The organism is Edaphobacter paludis, from assembly GCF_039993895.1.
GTDB lineage: Bacteria > Acidobacteriota > Terriglobia > Terriglobales > Acidobacteriaceae > Edaphobacter > Edaphobacter paludis.
Window position 1 is genome coordinate 3,545,247 of the sequence record NZ_CP121194.1, and the last position, 16,879, is coordinate 3,562,125.

At 53.7% G+C, this 16,879-nt stretch carries 11 protein-coding genes and 1 tRNA gene; 4 read left to right on the forward strand and 8 right to left on the reverse strand.

Going from position 1 to position 16,879, the window contains the following annotated elements:
- Positions 1 to 362: 362 nt before the first annotated feature.
- Complete coding sequence (locus P4G45_RS14750; RefSeq protein ID WP_348267239.1) at positions 363 to 1,334, forward strand: SDR family oxidoreductase; 972 nt, start codon at positions 363 to 365, stop codon at positions 1,332 to 1,334.
- 586 nt (positions 1,335 to 1,920) lie between these two features.
- Here P4G45_RS14750 and rfbD read toward each other — a convergent pair.
- The 6 genes from rfbD to P4G45_RS14780 are packed head-to-tail and all read right to left on the reverse strand — an operon-like array spanning position 1,921 to position 10,037.
- The gene (rfbD, locus tag P4G45_RS14755) at positions 1,921 to 2,856 is read right to left on the reverse strand and encodes a dTDP-4-dehydrorhamnose reductase (RefSeq protein ID WP_348267240.1); all 936 of its coding nucleotides are present in this window, start codon (positions 2,854 to 2,856) and stop codon (positions 1,921 to 1,923) included.
- Positions 2,856 to 3,731 (reverse strand): glucose-1-phosphate thymidylyltransferase RfbA, encoded by an 876-nt coding sequence (gene rfbA / locus P4G45_RS14760; protein WP_348267241.1) that lies wholly within the window; start codon positions 3,729 to 3,731, stop codon positions 2,856 to 2,858. Before rfbA ends, rfbD begins: the two co-directional genes overlap by 1 nt.
- On the reverse strand, positions 3,728 to 4,846 hold the full coding sequence (rfbB, locus tag P4G45_RS14765; protein WP_348267242.1) for a dTDP-glucose 4,6-dehydratase: 1,119 nt from the start codon (positions 4,844 to 4,846) through the stop codon (positions 3,728 to 3,730). Before rfbB ends, rfbA begins: the two co-directional genes overlap by 4 nt.
- Positions 4,843 to 6,171, reverse strand: coding sequence for a hypothetical protein (locus tag P4G45_RS14770; protein ID WP_348267243.1), 1,329 nt, complete (start codon positions 6,169 to 6,171; stop codon positions 4,843 to 4,845). The genes rfbB and P4G45_RS14770 overlap by 4 nt, the downstream gene beginning before the upstream one ends.
- 3 nt (positions 6,172 to 6,174) lie before the next feature.
- Positions 6,175 to 7,347, reverse strand: a complete 1,173-nt coding sequence (locus P4G45_RS14775; RefSeq protein ID WP_348267244.1) for a GNVR domain-containing protein — start codon at positions 7,345 to 7,347, stop codon at positions 6,175 to 6,177.
- Between the two features lie 50 nt (positions 7,348 to 7,397).
- On the reverse strand, positions 7,398 to 10,037 hold the full coding sequence (locus P4G45_RS14780; RefSeq protein WP_348267245.1) for an SLBB domain-containing protein: 2,640 nt from the start codon (positions 10,035 to 10,037) through the stop codon (positions 7,398 to 7,400).
- Between P4G45_RS14780 and P4G45_RS14785 the strand changes: the two genes are divergently transcribed.
- Positions 10,029 to 10,385, forward strand: a complete 357-nt coding sequence (locus P4G45_RS14785) for a hypothetical protein (RefSeq protein WP_348267246.1) — start codon at positions 10,029 to 10,031, stop codon at positions 10,383 to 10,385. The genes P4G45_RS14780 and P4G45_RS14785 overlap by 9 nt on opposite strands.
- Before the next feature lie 93 nt (positions 10,386 to 10,478).
- Here the strand turns inward: P4G45_RS14785 and P4G45_RS14790 are convergent, their stop codons facing one another.
- Positions 10,479 to 13,907: a carboxypeptidase-like regulatory domain-containing protein gene (locus tag P4G45_RS14790; protein WP_348267247.1), complete on the reverse strand. Its 3,429-nt coding sequence runs from the start codon at positions 13,905 to 13,907 to the stop codon at positions 10,479 to 10,481.
- A gap of 315 nt (positions 13,908 to 14,222) precedes the next feature.
- Between P4G45_RS14790 and P4G45_RS14795 the strand changes: the two genes are divergently transcribed.
- Together P4G45_RS14795 and P4G45_RS14800 are read left to right on the forward strand one after the other, a co-directional pair.
- Positions 14,223 to 15,254, forward strand: a complete 1,032-nt coding sequence (locus tag P4G45_RS14795; RefSeq protein ID WP_348267248.1) for a LacI family DNA-binding transcriptional regulator — start codon at positions 14,223 to 14,225, stop codon at positions 15,252 to 15,254.
- A gap of 151 nt (positions 15,255 to 15,405) precedes the next feature.
- Positions 15,406 to 15,481, forward strand: a tRNA-Ile gene (locus tag P4G45_RS14800).
- Between the two features lie 25 nt (positions 15,482 to 15,506).
- On the opposite strand, the gene P4G45_RS14805 is transcribed toward P4G45_RS14800, so the two are convergent.
- On the reverse strand, positions 15,507 to 16,877 hold the full coding sequence (locus tag P4G45_RS14805; protein WP_348267249.1) for a DUF4147 domain-containing protein: 1,371 nt from the start codon (positions 16,875 to 16,877) through the stop codon (positions 15,507 to 15,509).
- Positions 16,878 to 16,879 lie beyond the last annotated feature (2 nt).

Genomic DNA, 16,879 nt, shown 5'->3' on the forward strand with positions numbered 1-16,879 from the left:
TATTTCAATTATCGCATTCGCCGTAATGAAGCAGCGTCTTCTCGAAAGATCGCTGATTCCCCCATATTTTAACGCTTCACCTGGAAGAACCGAGCCGTCCACCTGTGTGGCGCAAAATTCGAAAACACCCATTCCTCTTGAAAATATCGGATAATGAAGCTGTTCGTCCGATACGATTTATTCCATTCAAACCGTTTTCTTGCTAGGTCGCACCAACAGCACAAAAGTTGCATGGACTTGCGCGAACGAAATTGACAAACTGGCTGCTCCTGCATCAGTACTCGGGATGACTGACCGGCGGATATCTCCGCTCCGATAAACTTTAAACACAACCAGACACACTCATGCCTGGTGGAGGATAGATGGCCCGTTATTTGATTACAGGAATTGCAGGTTTTATTGGTTCAACGCTCGCCCACGCCCTCGTCGAGCAAGGACACGAGGTTCGCGGCATCGACAACCTCTCCACGGGCAACCTGGAAAATCTGGCTGACATCCGGACTCGGATTTCCTTCCAGGAGATGGACCTTCAAGACGTGGCGGGCATGAAGTCCGCCTGTGAGGGCATCGATTACATTCTCCATCAGGGCGCGCTCGCCTCTGTTCCCCGGTCAGTCAAGGATCCCGTCTCTTCACATGAATCCAACATCAACGGTACCTTGAATCTTCTGGTTGCGGCTCGCGATGCCCGTGTCCGCCGCATCGTCTATGCTGCTTCCTCTTCGGCCTACGGCGACCAGCCTACACAGCCCAAGCAGGAAGACATGCTGCCACGCCCGCTGTCTCCCTACGCCGTTCAGAAGCTTACCTGCGAGTACTATATCCAGGCGTTCTACCGCTCCTATGGCCTGGAGGGCGTCTGCCTGCGCTACTTCAACATCTTCGGCCCCCGCCAGGCTGCCGACTCGCCCTACTCCGGCGTAATTGCCCAGTTCACCTACAAGATGATGGCGGGCGAAACACCAACGATCTTTGGCGACGGCCTCACCAGCCGAGACTTCAACTATGTTGACAACGCGGTGAGCGCCAACCTTCTGGCCTGCACCGCACCCAGCGCAGTCGCCACTGGACGCGTCTTCAACATCGGCACCGGCAAGAGCCACACCCTCAACGAGGTCTACGCCACCATCGCCGAACACCTCGGCTTCACCGCCAAACCCATCTACGGACCTCCCCGCGAAGGCGACATCCAACACTCACTGGCGGACATCAGCCGGGCCACCAGTGAGCTTGGCTACAGTCCCAAGGCACACTTCCACGATGGCCTAAAGAAAACTGTGGCCTGGTACCTCGAAGAAAAGCAGAAGAACGAAGCCCCTGCGCTCAGAGGTTGAATCGCTTCAGTTGCTGTCACATTCTTCTTAGGAAAAAATAGCCGCCAGATAAAATCTGGCGGCTATAAATCTTTGTCTCCAGCCTCACAGGAAGTCGCTCCCGGCAACTTCTCATGAAAGCAGGGATGCAAAGTTAGGAGCGCATCTTGCGCATCAAGGCTCCGTTGGAACCAAACCGGCCGATTTCAAGAAGAATCAGCGAGTTGGGTTGCGGAACGCTCGAAGTTAAGCTGCTAAAATTTATCCTTTTGGAAGCTCCCGTGGCTCTGATGGACATCAGCTTCAATGCGCGTCACCTCCGTCCCCGGATTTCTCTCAGGATTCCTCGACACCCCTACATGCATCTCAATCACCAAAGCACAAGCTTATGTAATTCAATTACATAGCGAGAGCAATCGACCGAAAGGATGCAAAACATTGCACGATGCATGAAGAAAAGGTCGCATAGTCGCGCCTAAGTAGCCAATCGTATGGAGAGTTTAGGAGTGCGGAATCCTCATTCGAAGACAATCTACGGGTCCGACTCTGATATCGCAGTAGCTTAGCTCCCACAAACCAGACCTGCTTGCTAAAAAAATTCACAGAATCACTGCGGGATCTCTGCCAATACCTTCCGCAAAGATTCATGCCAATCCATCATTTGCCACCCAAGTCTGTCCTTCAACTTCCTGCAATCCAAACGAGAGTTCGCTGGCCGACGAGCCGGCGTCGGATATTGGGTTGTCGATATGGCCTCAATCGCCGCGAACTTTTGGCCCGGTTCCCGCTCCTTTTGCAGGCGTAGCGCCTCCACAGCAAATTCATACCATGTAGTCTCACCGGCGCCTGCCGCGTGGTAAACGCCACTCCGGTCCGCAAACACTTCTAACTGACGATTCTGATCAGATCCATCCTCACATTGCCGGATCACATGCGCTGTCATCTCCGCTAAATCCCGACTCCATGTCGGTGCACCATGCTGATCTGCGACGACGCGCAACGTCTCCCGCTCTCGAGCCAACTTCAAAATCGTTAGAAGAAAATTCTTTCCCCGTGCCCCATACACCCAGCTTGTACGAAAAATCATATGGGCCGCACCGCTCTGGGCCAATGCCCTCTCTCCCGCCAGCTTGCTCGCTCCATATACGCTCACCGGCGCGGCCGCATCTGTCTCAATATAGGGGACTGAACCCGTCCCATCGAAGACATAGTCTGTCGAAAAGTGAATGACGCCTGCACTGATTCGCAGGGCCTCCTCACCTATTGTCCTCACGGCCTCAGCATTGATGGCAAATGCAAGCTCCGGTTCACTCTCGGCCTTATCTACCGCCGTATATGCAGCCGGATTTACGATCCATCGCGGCTGCACTGTTCGAATTACTGCACGTACACTTTCAGCGTTGGCGAGGTCCATCTCGTCTCGTCCTGGCGCGACGACGTCTCCCAAGAGCGCCAGTGCCTTCACTAGCTCGCTGCCAACCTGCCCGGTGCCACCCGTGACAAGAATCCGCTCGCGCACCGTCGAGTCTGTATTCACGGCCATCAATATACCGTCTCTTCAAGCAGTCGCAGCAGGTATTGCCCATAGGTGCTCTTAGCAATCTTTGCCGCGAGCGCCCTCATTTGTTCGGCATCGATATATCCGAGGCGATAGGCAATCTCCTCGGGACAAGCCACTTTGAGGCCCTGACGCTGTTCAATGGTATGGATAAACGTCGCCGCTTCCAGCAGCGAGTCATGGGTTCCCGTATCGAGCCAGGCCATCCCGCGTCCCAGCAACTCCGTCCGCAACTGACCCCGCTCCAAATACCAACGATTTACGTCGGTTATCTCGAGTTCTCCCCGTGGAGAGGGTTTCAGTCCCTCTGCCACGCCAACCACCTGCGCGTCGTAAAAGTAAATTCCCGTCACCGCATACCGCGACTTCGGCTTTAGGGGCTTCTCTTCGAGAGAGATGGCCCGTCTTTGCTCATCGAATTCAACAACGCCGTAACGCTCTGGATCGAGCACCGGATAAGCAAACACCGTCGCTCCAGGGCCACCCGCAGCGGCCTGTTGAAGCGTTGTAGCGAAATCATGCCCATAAAAGATGTTGTCCCCAAGTACGAGGCAGCACCCATCACCCGCAAGGAACTTTTTGCCGATCAGGAATGCCTGCGCCAATCCATCGGGCGATGGCTGCACGGCGTATTCAATCTGAAGGCCCCACTGCTCGCCGGTTCCCAGCAATTGCGTGAAGCGCGGCGTGTCTTCCGGCGTCGAGATGAGCAATATCTCCCGAATGCCCGCCAGCATTAGGACCGACAATGGGTAATAGATCATCGGCTTGTCGTAAACCGGCAAAAGCTGCTTTGAAACCACCTGCGTCACCGGATGCAACCTGGTACCGGAACCGCCGGCAAGAATTATTCCCTTCACAGAGTCTCCTTGGCTGCCGCTTGTTTAGTCTCGGCGTGCGTAACAGCTCGATTTCCGTAGTTCTGAGCAACCCAGTTTTGATAGGCCCCGCTGGTCACATCTTCCACCCATGCGGAATTCGCCAGATACCATTCGACAGTCCTTCTCAGTCCGGTTTCGAAACTCTCTTCAGCCCGCCATCCCAACTCGCTCTCTAGTTTCCGCGCGTCAATCGCATAACGGCGATCATGCCCAGGTCTATCGGTCACATACTTCACAAGCTGAAGATGAGGCCTGAACTTTGACTCGGGGACCATCTCATCCAGCAATGCACAAAGAGTGGTTACCACCTCCAGATTGCTCCGCTGATTTCCTCCCCCAACGTTGTACGTCTCCCCAACGCGGCCACGCTCGAGGACAGCTTGAATGGCTCGACAATGATCCACGACGTACAGCCAATCCCTTACCTGCTGGCCATCGCCGTATATAGGGAGAGCTTTGCCTTGAAGAGCATTTGCAATCATCAGCGGAATCAATTTTTCTGGAAACTGAAACGGTCCATAATTGTTCGAGCAATTCGTGATGATGGCTGGGAGTCCATAGGTATGTACCCATGCACGCACCAGATGGTCGCTCGCAGCCTTCGACGCAGCATAGGGACTATTCGGCGCGTAGGGCGTCTCTTCATGAAATGCCGGATCCTCTGGACTTAGCGTTCCATACACTTCGTCGGTGGACACATGCACGAAGCGGAACCGCTTCCGCTCGTCGCCGGACAGCGAACCATAGTATTCGCGCGCAGCCTGTAGGAGGGTAAAGGTTCCATCGATGTTCGTCCGCAGAAATGCTTCGGGCCCCGCGATGGAACGGTCAACGTGACTCTCGGCAGCAAAATGAACGATCGCGGCAGGCCTATACTTTGCCAGTAATTGGGCAACTAACTCTGCATCGCAGATGTCACCTCGCACAAAGGTGTAAGCGGAATCATCTTTGACGGAAGCGAGGTTAGCTAAATTACCTGCATAAGTCAGCTTGTCGAGATTGACTACTTGACCATTTCCTCTCGACAGGTAATCCAATATAAAATTGGAGCCAATAAAACCAGCTCCGCCCGTCACAAAAACGCGGTCTATCATCTTGCCTCAATTCTCATTTTAGGTTCGACTTCTTCTCTAAACGAATAGGCTAAACCAAGCGCGAACGCCGTCACAACCCACGGATAAGTCAAATTCAACTGACCACCAAACAGATGTACTATTGGCTGCAAAAGAGCAAGATTGGTGATGTACAAGGGCACTTGCATCTTGCGGAGATAGATGAACGGGAGAATAAGGCAGATCGCCAGATAGAAGGTCAGTGGCACTCCCAACTCGGCCGTCATACCCGCGATCCCCAGTCCAGGATCGTCGTTTATGGGTGCGAAAGCAGCCGCTCCGCGATATTCCGGTGCGTCTCTCACAAGCCCATAGTTGCCCCATCCCACGCCGACAATTGGATGTGCTTCAACCATTTTAGGAACAATAAATGCACCCGCAACCCTGCCCAACACAAAATTTGCATCTTTTGCGTGCCGATGCGAAAGCCGTTCATAAGCCAGAGTTAATCGCTGGTAGTTTCTGAACGCCGCTCCGAGATCAATGAACTGATATATAGTCACGAGGAATATTCCTATTGCGGCAATAAGCAGGACTCGCTTCCTGAAACTTTTGGCCAGCAGACCATTGAGTAGCAGGATAACTAGAACGGCGCAGAAGGCCGCTTTGGATTGACTTCCTAAAAAGGCAATGGCAAGTATTACGAATGCAAACCGCAGACGGTTCTTATTTATCCAGCCAACTTTATAGAGCGTAATACCGATCAGAAATACGCTGATTAGATATAAACCGTAGGGGCCGCCTTCGTTATAAAATCCGCGCATCCTATGAGATGAACCATATGAACCCAACTCGGCGATCTTGGCGACGCTAATCGGATAGCTCACGATCGAAAAAAATGCACTTACAACGCCTACCCAGAAATACACCCGCATCGTAAACGCGATCTTACTTCGATCTATGCGGAATCTGCTCGCGAGGTAGAGCATGATCGAGACAGAAGCAAGAAGCTCGATAATGCGTGAAACTGTAATTACAACCGGGTATTTCAGAACACTGACAGGACCGGGGAAATAGAAGTCGTAACGCAGCGCAAAAATTGAAAGGATAAGCGTCGCAATCGAGAAAAATAGATACCAGATTGCAATTCTGAGATACGGGCGAAACCACCGGATTACGTAACCACTCCTGCAAAAGACAGTCAGAAGGACGAGCAGCTCAATAAAATAAAGTATCTCAAGATATTGGACCTGCCCGACTTTTAGAACAATTGTCGAGGCCAGAGTTCCAGTGAGGAACAGAAATATCTTCAACCATCGAGAGTCCGCCGTTTTGCGGCCTAAAGTCGCCTCTCTCTCCTGTTCCACAAATTACCTTTCCGAAACCACTCCTGGGTCACTCAAGCATGCTTTGATTAGCCGCTTCGCAGGTCGTTCCATCAAGACCCAACCCAACCCGGCAAGGAACCCAAGTACTATCCCGCCAAGAACAATGAGTTTTCGAGGGGGGCCTGCCTTCCGTTCCGGCACGATTGCTCGATCCACAATTTGAAATTGTGGCCCGGGATCAAGTGATTCTATGCGCGCTCTTTCATACTGCTGCGTAAGAGTATCGTAGAGCGTTTCGTTCAGTTTTACATCTCGCATTTTCCGCACAAGTTCCATCGCCAGTCCAGGCAAGGCGGCTGACGATGCCAGCCCTGTTCCCGGCTTCTGTTTCGCCGAGTCCGCTTGCTGTCGTTCCAGTTGAGCCCGGAGTTCCGCGAGCTCCGCGCGGGCTTGCATCACTTGTGGATTGTCTTCTGTTGCACCCATCCGCATGCCTGAGAGCTTCGCCTCCGCACTTCCAATCGCGGCCTGTAGATCGACAATCGTTCTCAAACCGGCCTGGGCCGTGCCCTCAGGTAAGACAATCCCTGTTTTTTCTTCAGTTTGCTTTAGAGCAACCTCGGCTGCATCGAGTGCCTCTTTCTGACTCTCCATCTGTTCTTCATAGAAGGCCCGTCGATGCGTAGACGACGACGCAACCATTGAACCGTTCAAGCGATAAAGGGCCTCCAGATACGCGTTCGCAATATTCGCCGCGAGCTTCGGGTCTTTGGCGGAGACCTCTATTGAAATCAAAGAATTCTTGTCAACTTTAAATTTTGCTTTCCCCTTTAGCGTGTTGCGAGCATCGACCTTTTTTTTTGCATGGTAAATTGCCATGAGGCCAAGATGATCGATCACGTCGTCCTCGACCGACCTGCTCGCAAGCATGCCGAGATACATATCGCTGGGGTCTTGCTGAAGCAATAAAGCGGCTCCTGCGCCTCCCGCGCTACCTCCAGCCCCTGATAAATTGGGAATCATGGTGTCCGATGCCCGGGGCGGCAGAAAGACAGCATCCGCAGCGTACCACTGGGGCCAAGCGAAGGCGATCAAAATTCCCAGTACGAGCCCGGCCAATGTGCATGCGTAAACCACACGGCGGCTCCGCAATACTCCGCGTATCGCGCTTATCAGATTCCACTCCACTTCATCGTCCCTGACAGCCTTTGCCATTGGCACGTCCGAGTGTCCTGCTTCTCCAAGTATCATTGACTCGCCATTCACTACTTCAACAAATTAATTGCTGCGATACCGATCCCAAATTGACTGACGATCGTCCCGATATCAATCAGATTCCGCATGATCGACATCCTCTGAAGCTGCGGTGGAATTACGATAGTATCGCCAGGAAAGATCGTAGCTTTCTTGATGTTCCCATATTGCTGGCTGTAGACCGATCCGTCAGCACGCAGCACAAACGCGTGCTTCATATCCGCCTGACGATCAGGGCCGCCTGCTTCTCGAAGGTAGTCGATCGTGCGCTCTCCCCGCTTGAAGAGGAAGGCATTTGCGCTGTAAACTTCACCTTCGACGCTGACAGTTGCTGGAACCTTGGGCACAACGAACCGATCGCCGTCCTCCAGCGCCAAATCTGGAACGCTATCCGCTCCGCGACTATCTGGCTTCAGCTGAAGCACGATCCTTCCATTCGGCTGTGCCCGCCTTAATTGAGCAATAGATGTCTGCGCACTTGAAGCCGCTGCGGTGGCCGCGGCTGCATCCTGCGCATTGAGCGCCGTCGCGTTACCTGCCGCGGACGCCGTAGCGGCCTGTACTTCCAACTGGTCGGCATACTCATTCAAACGCTGCTGCTGCACCCGTCGCGTCGATTCTCGCGTAAACTCCGACGCATACAGATAAGCATCCGGAGTAAAGCCTCCCGCCCGCCGCAGCAACTGTCTCAGGGTTTCTCCGGGCCTCACACTATAGACCCCGGCACCCACAAACTCACCCTCCAGACGTACAAACCTGGTCTGCTCAGACGTGGGCACTCGAATATCCGCAGTCGAAAAAATGGTCACTACATCACCGGGCTGCAGTTCCAGATTCTGGGATTGATCGCCATCCAGAATCACTTTGCCCAAGTTGAATGGCAGCAGGGATGTTTTCAATGTTGTGGCGTTCTGCCGTTCGATCACCGCGTAGCTCCAATCAATATCGGGAGCACTCAAAACTACGTTCGTCTTTACAGGAAACCGGCCAACTCCTCCCGTCAAAGCCTCGCCGACTGAATTCCCTCCTGCACTCGTATTGGGCGTTCCCCTTTGCGCAGGATTAGTTTGGTTCGGAGTCGATGAAGATGATTGTCCGGGAGCAGGAGGCATTTGGTTCGGAGCTTCGCCGCCGTATTGGTCCTGATAGTTGCCGTATTGATCCTGAACAACACCATATTGGTCCTGAACAACATACTGGTTTTGATCAGCACCATATTGGTTGACCTCACCCTGATCAGCAATTGAATTCGATTGCGTCCCCATACTATTCAGTTGTTGCGGCGAGCGATTTTGCAACGTCGAACTATAGGGGCTATAGACACTTCTCGGCTGCAGCACACCTTGAGCATCTCGCACGGGCTCGGGCTCATAGTTGACCGTCATTTGCCCGAGATCGTTTTTTCTTTGCCAGAAACTCCGCGTAATAAGTGCATCCTTGTTCGGGATCAGGTCGCTTACCCTCATCCCAGGGTGCCAGACATATCGCCCTGGATTCGCAACATTCCCTCGCAAGGTCACAGCATCTTTGAACCGGTCGACAATTGCATTGATAGTAACAATGTCCCCATCCTGTATTTTAAACGGGCTGGATTCCGATAAATTGACTTCCAGAATGCTGCGTACAACATGGTCATAGATGCGCTCTACGCGGGCCTGCGAGTTCACGGCGATGTTTGTTCGACCGCCAGCTAACTTAAGAACCTGCTCGATCGTTGTCTCATCCCGAAGTTCATAGATCGCAGGATTATTAACACTACCAACCACCGCAATCTGCTTGCCCGCGGGGGGAATGAAGATTACATCTCCGGATGACAATTGCACATCATTGCTCTTATCGCCATGCAGCAACATGTCGTACAGATCGAAATGAACAATTGTTTTTCCCCCGCGTTTCACTTGAATATCACGCAGGCTTCCCTGTGGCTTCGGTCCTCCGGAAAGGAAAAGGGCATTCAGCAAAGTGCTCAACGAACTGATCGTATAGCTGCCAGGCATTTGGGCCTCACCCACCACAAATACCTGGATTGATCGCAGTTGCCCCATGTTCACATTCAGGTCAAAGTTGCGGTAGACCCTGGCCAATTGAGAACGCAGAAAATCCGTCAGCTGGTCAAAACGTAAGCCGGCAACATGAATCGTTCCAGCTCCGGGCAATGAAATTGCTCCCGTTCGATCTACGGTAAACGTCTCGCGCAGATTGACCTGGCCCCAAATCTGCAAGCGCAATTGATCTCCGGGCCCGATAACATAATCTGGCGTAACCGCTATATCTCCGACGGGAGCAAATGTGGAAGGGAGAGCATTGGCAAAGGTTGAAGCACCAAAGATAGGCAACGTCCGTCCGGTCGTGGCAGCCACCATTTGCTGAAACTCTGTGGGACCGGGCTTTCGTCGCAATCCCAAAATCCGCTGCTGGTTCCTGAGTGCTTCCTGTTGAAGCCGCTGTGCCTGGGTCAGGTTTTGCGTGCCAGTGGATATGCCTGTCGACGGGTTCGTCAGATCGTTACTATTTTGTAATGTGCCCGGCGAAGTCGCGCCAGAATAGGACGTTCCTGCCGGAACAGTGGGCGGGTAAGCCTGCGGAAGCAGCTCAGGAGTTTGACCCTGGTCCGTATACAGACCCTGTTGCTGGCCGTTACCATGACGCACTCCAACGCCCGCGAAGAGAAGGCTGAAAATCAGGAGACTAATCGGCCAGCGACCGGTCATTTTAGAAGAACAATTCGTATGTGCCGCTGTCACGGATGCCAGATTCTCGTCTTTGCTCATAGGAAACTAAAAACACTCAATCGCCAATCTACAAATCTCTCCCTACAGCTTACCGGACTTTTTAGCGATTTGCTCAAAAGCGGGCAGCCGGGCACCTTCCCGATCATCGAATCAGGTCTTATTCAGGAAAAGGGTGAAATTCGCCGCCACAAATCCAGCTCACATCAAATGATCCTTAGAACGACCCAACCGATGAAACCCGTGATCCTTAACTTCATGGAGATATAGTGATCCGTTCCGTCGGTGCAAACTGACGTTACCTCACGATCAAAGCCCCGCACATGGCGAACATGTGCGGGGCTTTGATGTTAGTAACTTTGCTTAGAAGGCGTAACGGAGACTGAACTGGAGCTGACGCTCGGAGGCATAAGTGTTGCCCTTTGCGTTGACACGACCGAAGGTGCTGCTTGTCGGGTTCGTGTCCGGGTTGTCCAGGTTGGGATGGTTAAGATAGTTGAAGGCCTCGGCGCGGAAGATCAACTCGTGATTTTCGTGGTTGGGGATAACATGCATTCCCTTTTCCAGAGCTGCACTGAAGCTCTGAAAGCCTGGGCCATAGACATTGTTACGAGAGCCGCGTGGAGCGAAGGTGCCGGCTGCTGCGTGAGAGTAAACACCGGGTTCGAACCACTGGTTAGTGTTCTGGCCTCCGGCGAACTGATGGAAGAGTTTAGGGCTGCGGCTATGTGCCCAGAGCTGGTTGCCCGAGCCTGGCCCGACACCCGCATAGTCGTTACCCTGCGAGACACTAAGCGGCTGCCCCGACTGTCCCTGAATAGTCCCGGAGAACTGCCAGTTGCCGAGCGAACTCCGTACCAGGCGATTGGTGGCATGGGTGGCGTAAGGAATGTTCCAGACGTAGTTGATGACCAGCACATTGCGAGTATCAAAGTCGCTGGGACCATAGAAGATGCTCTTGTCGTATACGTTGGGCAAGCTCGTGCCGTTCGAGGAACCGAAGTCCATGCTCTTGGACCAGGTGTAAGCCACTCCAAAGAGCAGCCCCTTGACCAGACGCCGCTTGAAATTGGCCTGCATCGAGTGGTAGATGGATGCGCCCGCATTCTCTGACTCGATGATCGTCGAATAGCCCTTGTAAGGACGAAGAGCATCGGGGGATTTGACGGTCGGATTGGCTTGAACGGTACCAGGTTGGAGTTGGTTGATGTTGCCTAGCTGTTCGAGGTGAATACCGCGGCGTCCAACGTAGGCAAGGGTAAAGGTCCCGACGTCGTGGAACTCCTGCTCGAAAGTCAGGTTCCATCCGTAGGAATTGGGGCTGGGGTAGTTGTACGAATGCGAGGTGAACGAAAGCGGAGTATTGTTCGTTCCGATGCCGCCAGGATTGTCAACGCTGCCGTCAGTAACGGTGGAGGACGGTTGGAATGGTGCATTTCCACCGACCTGCACGTTATCGCTGATACCGAGCCGCTGAACGTAACGACCGCCGCCACCGCGAATGACAGCATTCGGGCTGATCTGGTAGGCGAAGCCAACACGCGGCTGAATGTCCGTATACACAGTCGGGTTGTAGCCGCGGGGAAGGTTGTGGAAGTTGGCGGAATAGCCATTGGCGAGGATAGCGTCCGGCACATGCCCCTTGGCTACACTCGGAAAACCGTTGCCCGGGATGACGACGCCATTAAGAGCCGTGCCTCCCGTTGTAAAGCCGGTATTCGGATCTACGGTGGGGGCATTCGCTGGATTGTAGTAGACAGGATTGAAGAAGGACTGGTTGCCCCAGATCGCATAGTAAGGGGTGTTGATGGTGTACCGGATACCGTACTCAAGCAGCAGTTTCGGTGTGACCCGCCAGTCGTCCTGAGCAAAACCGGAAAACATGTTGCTGCGGAAGAGCGTGTAAGAACGCTGGCCGATCTCTCCGTAAGTATCGAAGAGGCCAAGGGCGGCGTTTGCGACTGCAGCCTTTGACGTCTGTGAGATGCCACCACGCGTATCGGTGAAGGTGAAGAGTCCGTTCTGGTTGTTGGTAGAACCCGGGATCGTGCTGCTTACGTTGATCTGGTCGAAGTTGTTTTCGCCGGAGTACTCCCAGAGGCCACCGAATTTAAGGGTGTGATTTCCAATCAACTTGGTGAGGTTGTCTGCAAGGTCATAGACGATTCCACCCGAGCGCGAAGGATAGGGACCGCCATCGAGTGTGCCGAAGTTTGCGATGTTGATGGTCGGAATCTTGTTGGGGAGTACCTTGACGGCACCATTGTAGAGGAAGGGGTAGTTGATTCCGTACTTGGTGCGGTCGTAGAGCCCCTTCGATGTGTCGATGCCGATGTTTACATGGTCGGCGGCGCCAGACACGATCAGGTCATTCACGGTCGTGGCATTAATCGTCCAGGTGTAGTGGAAGACACCAACCTGATTTGGCCGGGTGAAGATGCGGGGAGTGCGATTGAAATTACCGTAATGCGGCTCGTAATCGTTGTAGTTGTAGTTGAGTATGCTCAAGCGGAAGTGATGCGCATCCGCAGGGACATAGTCGATCACAACCGAGTCCTTGCGTTGCGCCTCAGTATAGAGAGCTGAGTCAAGCCAGTTGTAGCCGGGCGCGTTGGTATTGGCCGTCGGATAGGCATTGAGCAAACCTAGACCATTAGGGCTCAGATCCGACTGGGGGATGACGTCATTGGCATACGCAACTCCGGTGTTCGGGTTAACGATCTGCACCGGCTTGCTGTAAAAGATGTTGGGTCCCAGTAACTCGCTGAAGTTGCCTGTTCGCATGAGATTCGTAGGCACCTTCTGTGTCGCCAGATCATCATGGTTGTAGCGAGTGTATTCCTGACCGACCAGGAAGAAGAGCTTCTTACGGTCCTTGTTGAAGTGGCCGGGAATGTAGAGTGGTCCGTTGAGATTCCATCCGAATTGGTTGTAGCGGAACGCTTGGCGCTTGAGACCGGAGAAGTTACGGCTCCAGGTGTTGGCGTTGAGCGCGGTATTGCGGAAATACTCGAAAGCACTGCCATGAAACTCGCTCGTGCCGCTCTTGGGTACGATCCGGATTTGACCGCCGGAGGTCCGGCCGTACTCGGCAGGATAGCTCGTGGTAAGAATCTGCTCCTGCGAAGTTGAGTCCACATCGGCAACGCCAACGCTGGTGCCGTTCGCGCGGGTGCGGACCATCGGCGCACCGTCGAAGGTGATCACGCTCTCCTGGTTGCGGGCGCCATTAACGTTGATGTTGTTGTCGAGGCCAAAACCAAAGGCTGCCATGGATTGTCGGCGAACGACTCCCGGCTCGAGCTGGGAAAGGTAGAGCGGGTTGCGGCCGTTGAGCTGGATGCTCTTGACCTGCTCCTGGGTGACGAGTTGGCCTACCGAGGCACTCTCAGTCTGAATGGCGTTGGCGCCGGCTTCAACGGTGACTTCCGTGCTGGTATTGCCCACCTTCATGGAGATGTCGACACGACGGCCGATACTGGGATCGACATGCACGTTGTCAAGCGTCGTACTTTGAAATCCGGGCGCCTCGACACGGATACTGTAGTCACCCGATGTGAGGTTTGGGATAGTAAAGCTGCCCTTATCGCCGCTGGTGGTCTGCTGTTCTCCCTGCGTGGCGTCGTTGTGAACGACCACTTTTGCGTTGGGGACCACGGCCCCGGATGCGTCCGTGATAGTGCCCGACAGAGAAGAAGAATCTGATTGCGCAATGGCCGAGACGCCAATGCTGAAGAAGCACGCGACGATGAGTGACAACACGAAGCGAGAGATTGATTTTTTGCTGTTCAAAACAGCCTCCATAAATAAAACAAACGACGAGTGGTGTTGAGGTTACGTTATCGCTAACCTAATAAGACGTACAGCGATTTGTAATAAAGCGGAATGGGAAAGTCAAGGGGTAATGAAATACCCGCAGAAAAGAGCAATAAAGAGATACACGCGCATCTTTAAACTCTTGTGTCGGGCTGGTTGCGCTATCACGATGAAGGATCAGATTTACGCCCTCTAATTTTATCTGTCAACAGAAAAATCGTATGTCTGATCTATATTGAAACTGAGTATTGTGAGTAATGTGTTAACTCTCTCATAAAAAACGGTCAAAAGGTGCGCGTGCGCAAGTCACTACCAAAAAAGAAAGCCACTCTGGAGGATGTCGCCCGGGCCGCCGGTGTTGGTCCCATGACGGTCTCCCGCACAATCAACGGCCACCCCTATGTTGCAACGGAAACAGCGAAGAGAGTTCTCGCTGCCGTTCGTCAATTGGGATATCGACCAAATCATGCCGCTCGCGTCTTGACCGGTCAACTCTCAAAAACCATCGGCCTCATCGTTCCCGACCTGGCTGATTCGTTTTTTTCCATTGTTAGCCACGCCGTTCAGGAAGCCGCCCGTGAGGCAGGATACATTGCGTGGTTAGCTGCCTCCAATGGCGATCCGTCCATTGAAGAAGCGCAAATCGAAGAGATGACGCACCATCCAGTGGATGGAATTCTGCTCGTTCCGGCGAACAGCCAGAGCAAATATCTGAAAGCCGTAGTCTCAGGATCGACGCCACTTGTCACGATCGATCGCCCCATTGACGGTGTCCTGACAGACTCTGTTGAGGTGGAAAACCGAGCGGGAGCACGAATCGCAGTCGAACATCTCATCGGCCACGGCTATAAGAAGATCGCCTGCGTGGTCATGAACTCTCACCTGCAACCGGTGAAGCAACGTATTGCAGGTTACGAAGAGTGCTTGAGGCATGCAAATCTTTCCCGCAGGAAAGTGGTCTTATCGGACCAGAACGCTCAAGAAGTCTTGTCGAAGCTGTTCGCTTCCCCCGATCGCCCCGACGCGTTATTTACCGCAAACAATTCCTCTACGATCTGCGTCATCAAAACACTCAGATCGCTGAAAATTAAAGTTCCAAGAGACGTCGCCTTGATTGGCTTTGACGACGTTGACTTCTACACCTTGCTGAACCCTCCGGTGACCACGATACGGCAACCTGCTGTTGAACTTGGGCGCACCTCTACTCGCCTCCTGCTGCAAAAAATCAAGAGCATGCCCTCAACCTCCAGCGCCAGAACGGTTCTTCCCGTCACTCTGATGATTCGCGAATCCTGCGGATGTAAACAAGAGGTAACGACCTGAAAGACAGAGGCATCATAAGCCGCTGTCTGCTGATCTCCTGAAATTGCTCGTCTCCTGGCGCACATCCCCAGTTCGAAACATCGGATACACTTTTGTAGTGGTACGCATGCGATACTCAGCGATCGGTTGCGGTTCCACCTTCTGTTAGTCGGGGCCTGTAGCTCAACGGTTAGAGCAGGGGACTCATAATCCCTTGGTTGGGGGTTCAAATCCCTCCGGGCCCACCATTCACCTTTTCAACACTGGGTAACCTCAGTTCGCGGCCAGAAGAATGCGCAGGTCGCGGAGATTATTCCCTGTAGGCCCGGTCACAATCGTTGAGCCCAGCGGAGCCAGAATGCTGTGAGAGTCGAACTCCCGCAAGTATTTCTGGGCCGCCGCATCTCCGTACTGAGCATCCGTTTCAAGCGTTCCTTCATCCACCACTGCTCCAGCCGCCTGGCTGTTGCCATCGATACCATCAGAGCCAGCCGATAGAATCACTGTCGAGGCATCTGAAGGATCAAGCAAGGTCGCCGCATACAGACTGAAGTGCTGGTTCCGTCCGCCTACGCCAGTCAGCCCCCGCTTACTCAACGTACTGGGCAGCTTTACCGTCACCTCTCCCGCCGAGATCAGGCAGATCCGGGGGTGGATGCTTCTCAAGCTGCGCAATCGGCCCACCAGATACTCCGCCGCCGCCTGGTAGTCCCAATCATCACAGGTATTGTCGATCACCGCATGAAACCCAAGTCCTTCGGCCCGAACCCGCGCCGCTGCCGCCAGTTGGTCGGAACTCAGCAGGGTGATCGCCTTCCCCGCAAAGCTCCCCGGTTTTGGAGTTTCAGGGAGATCAAGGCGATCAAAAAATCGACGGACGGCCGCTGGGAACTGATCCTGCAACCCATACCGCGCTACGATCTCTCGACACTGATCCACTGTTGATGTGTCGGGAAGCGTCGGCCCCGAGGCTAGAGCATCGAGATGATCCGGCGCAACGTCCGAGACCAGCAACGAGAGTGTTGCCACGCCAGCCGCGGCCACGGCAAGACGACCGCCCTTCACCGCGGAAAAATGTTTGCGGATGCAGTTGATCTCTGCGATGGAAGCCCCACTATGCACCAGTTCCTGATAGAAGCTCCTCATCTCCGCCAACGTGATGGAAGGGTCAAGAGGAAGTTCCATCATCGCGGAGCCGCCCCCACTGATCAGAAACAGGCACAATGTGGCGGCAGCATCGCTTCGTCCCTCACGCAAGCCGTGCAGCATCTCCAGCGCAGCCCGTGCCCCTGCTTGGGAGGCCTCATTGGGCAATGGATGTCCGCCCGCGAAGAATTGAAAGCCCGGCGGCAGATTTGCAGGTTGCGCCCCGGCAATCAGGATACCTGCCACATCGTGAGGCAATCCCTTCAAGCAATTCAAGAGGGCACCAAGCATCGTTGCCGACGCCTTACCCACGGCGACGATGCGAAGGTGCTTCAAATGCTCCAGATCGATTGCTTCGCTGCCCCCAATCAAGACTCGACGGCCACTGTCACTGACGCGAACCAGCCGCGCAAAAGCCTCTTCCACACTGCAATCTGTCAGCGATTGGATAAAGATACTCCGCGCCATCTCTCGCAATGTTGCAGTCGTGATTGTCATAA

What these genes read in the sequence shown, in the direction of transcription:
- P4G45_RS14750 (WP_348267239.1), top strand. Translation starts at nt 363, where the DNA reads ATGGCCCGTTATTTGATTACAGGAATTGCAGGTTTTATTGGTTCAACG.
- P4G45_RS14805 (WP_348267249.1), bottom strand. Translation starts at nt 16,877, where the DNA reads ATGACAATCACGACTGCAACATTGCGAGAGATGGCGCGGAGTATCTTT.
- rfbD (WP_348267240.1), bottom strand. Translation starts at nt 2,856, where the DNA reads ATGGCCGTGAATACAGACTCGACGGTGCGCGAGCGGATTCTTGTCACG.
- rfbB (WP_348267242.1), bottom strand. Translation starts at nt 4,846, where the DNA reads ATGATAGACCGCGTTTTTGTGACGGGCGGAGCTGGTTTTATTGGCTCC.
- P4G45_RS14775 (WP_348267244.1), bottom strand. Translation starts at nt 7,347, where the DNA reads ATGGCAAAGGCTGTCAGGGACGATGAAGTGGAGTGGAATCTGATAAGC.
- P4G45_RS14785 (WP_348267246.1), top strand. Translation starts at nt 10,029, where the DNA reads ATGACGCACTCCAACGCCCGCGAAGAGAAGGCTGAAAATCAGGAGACT.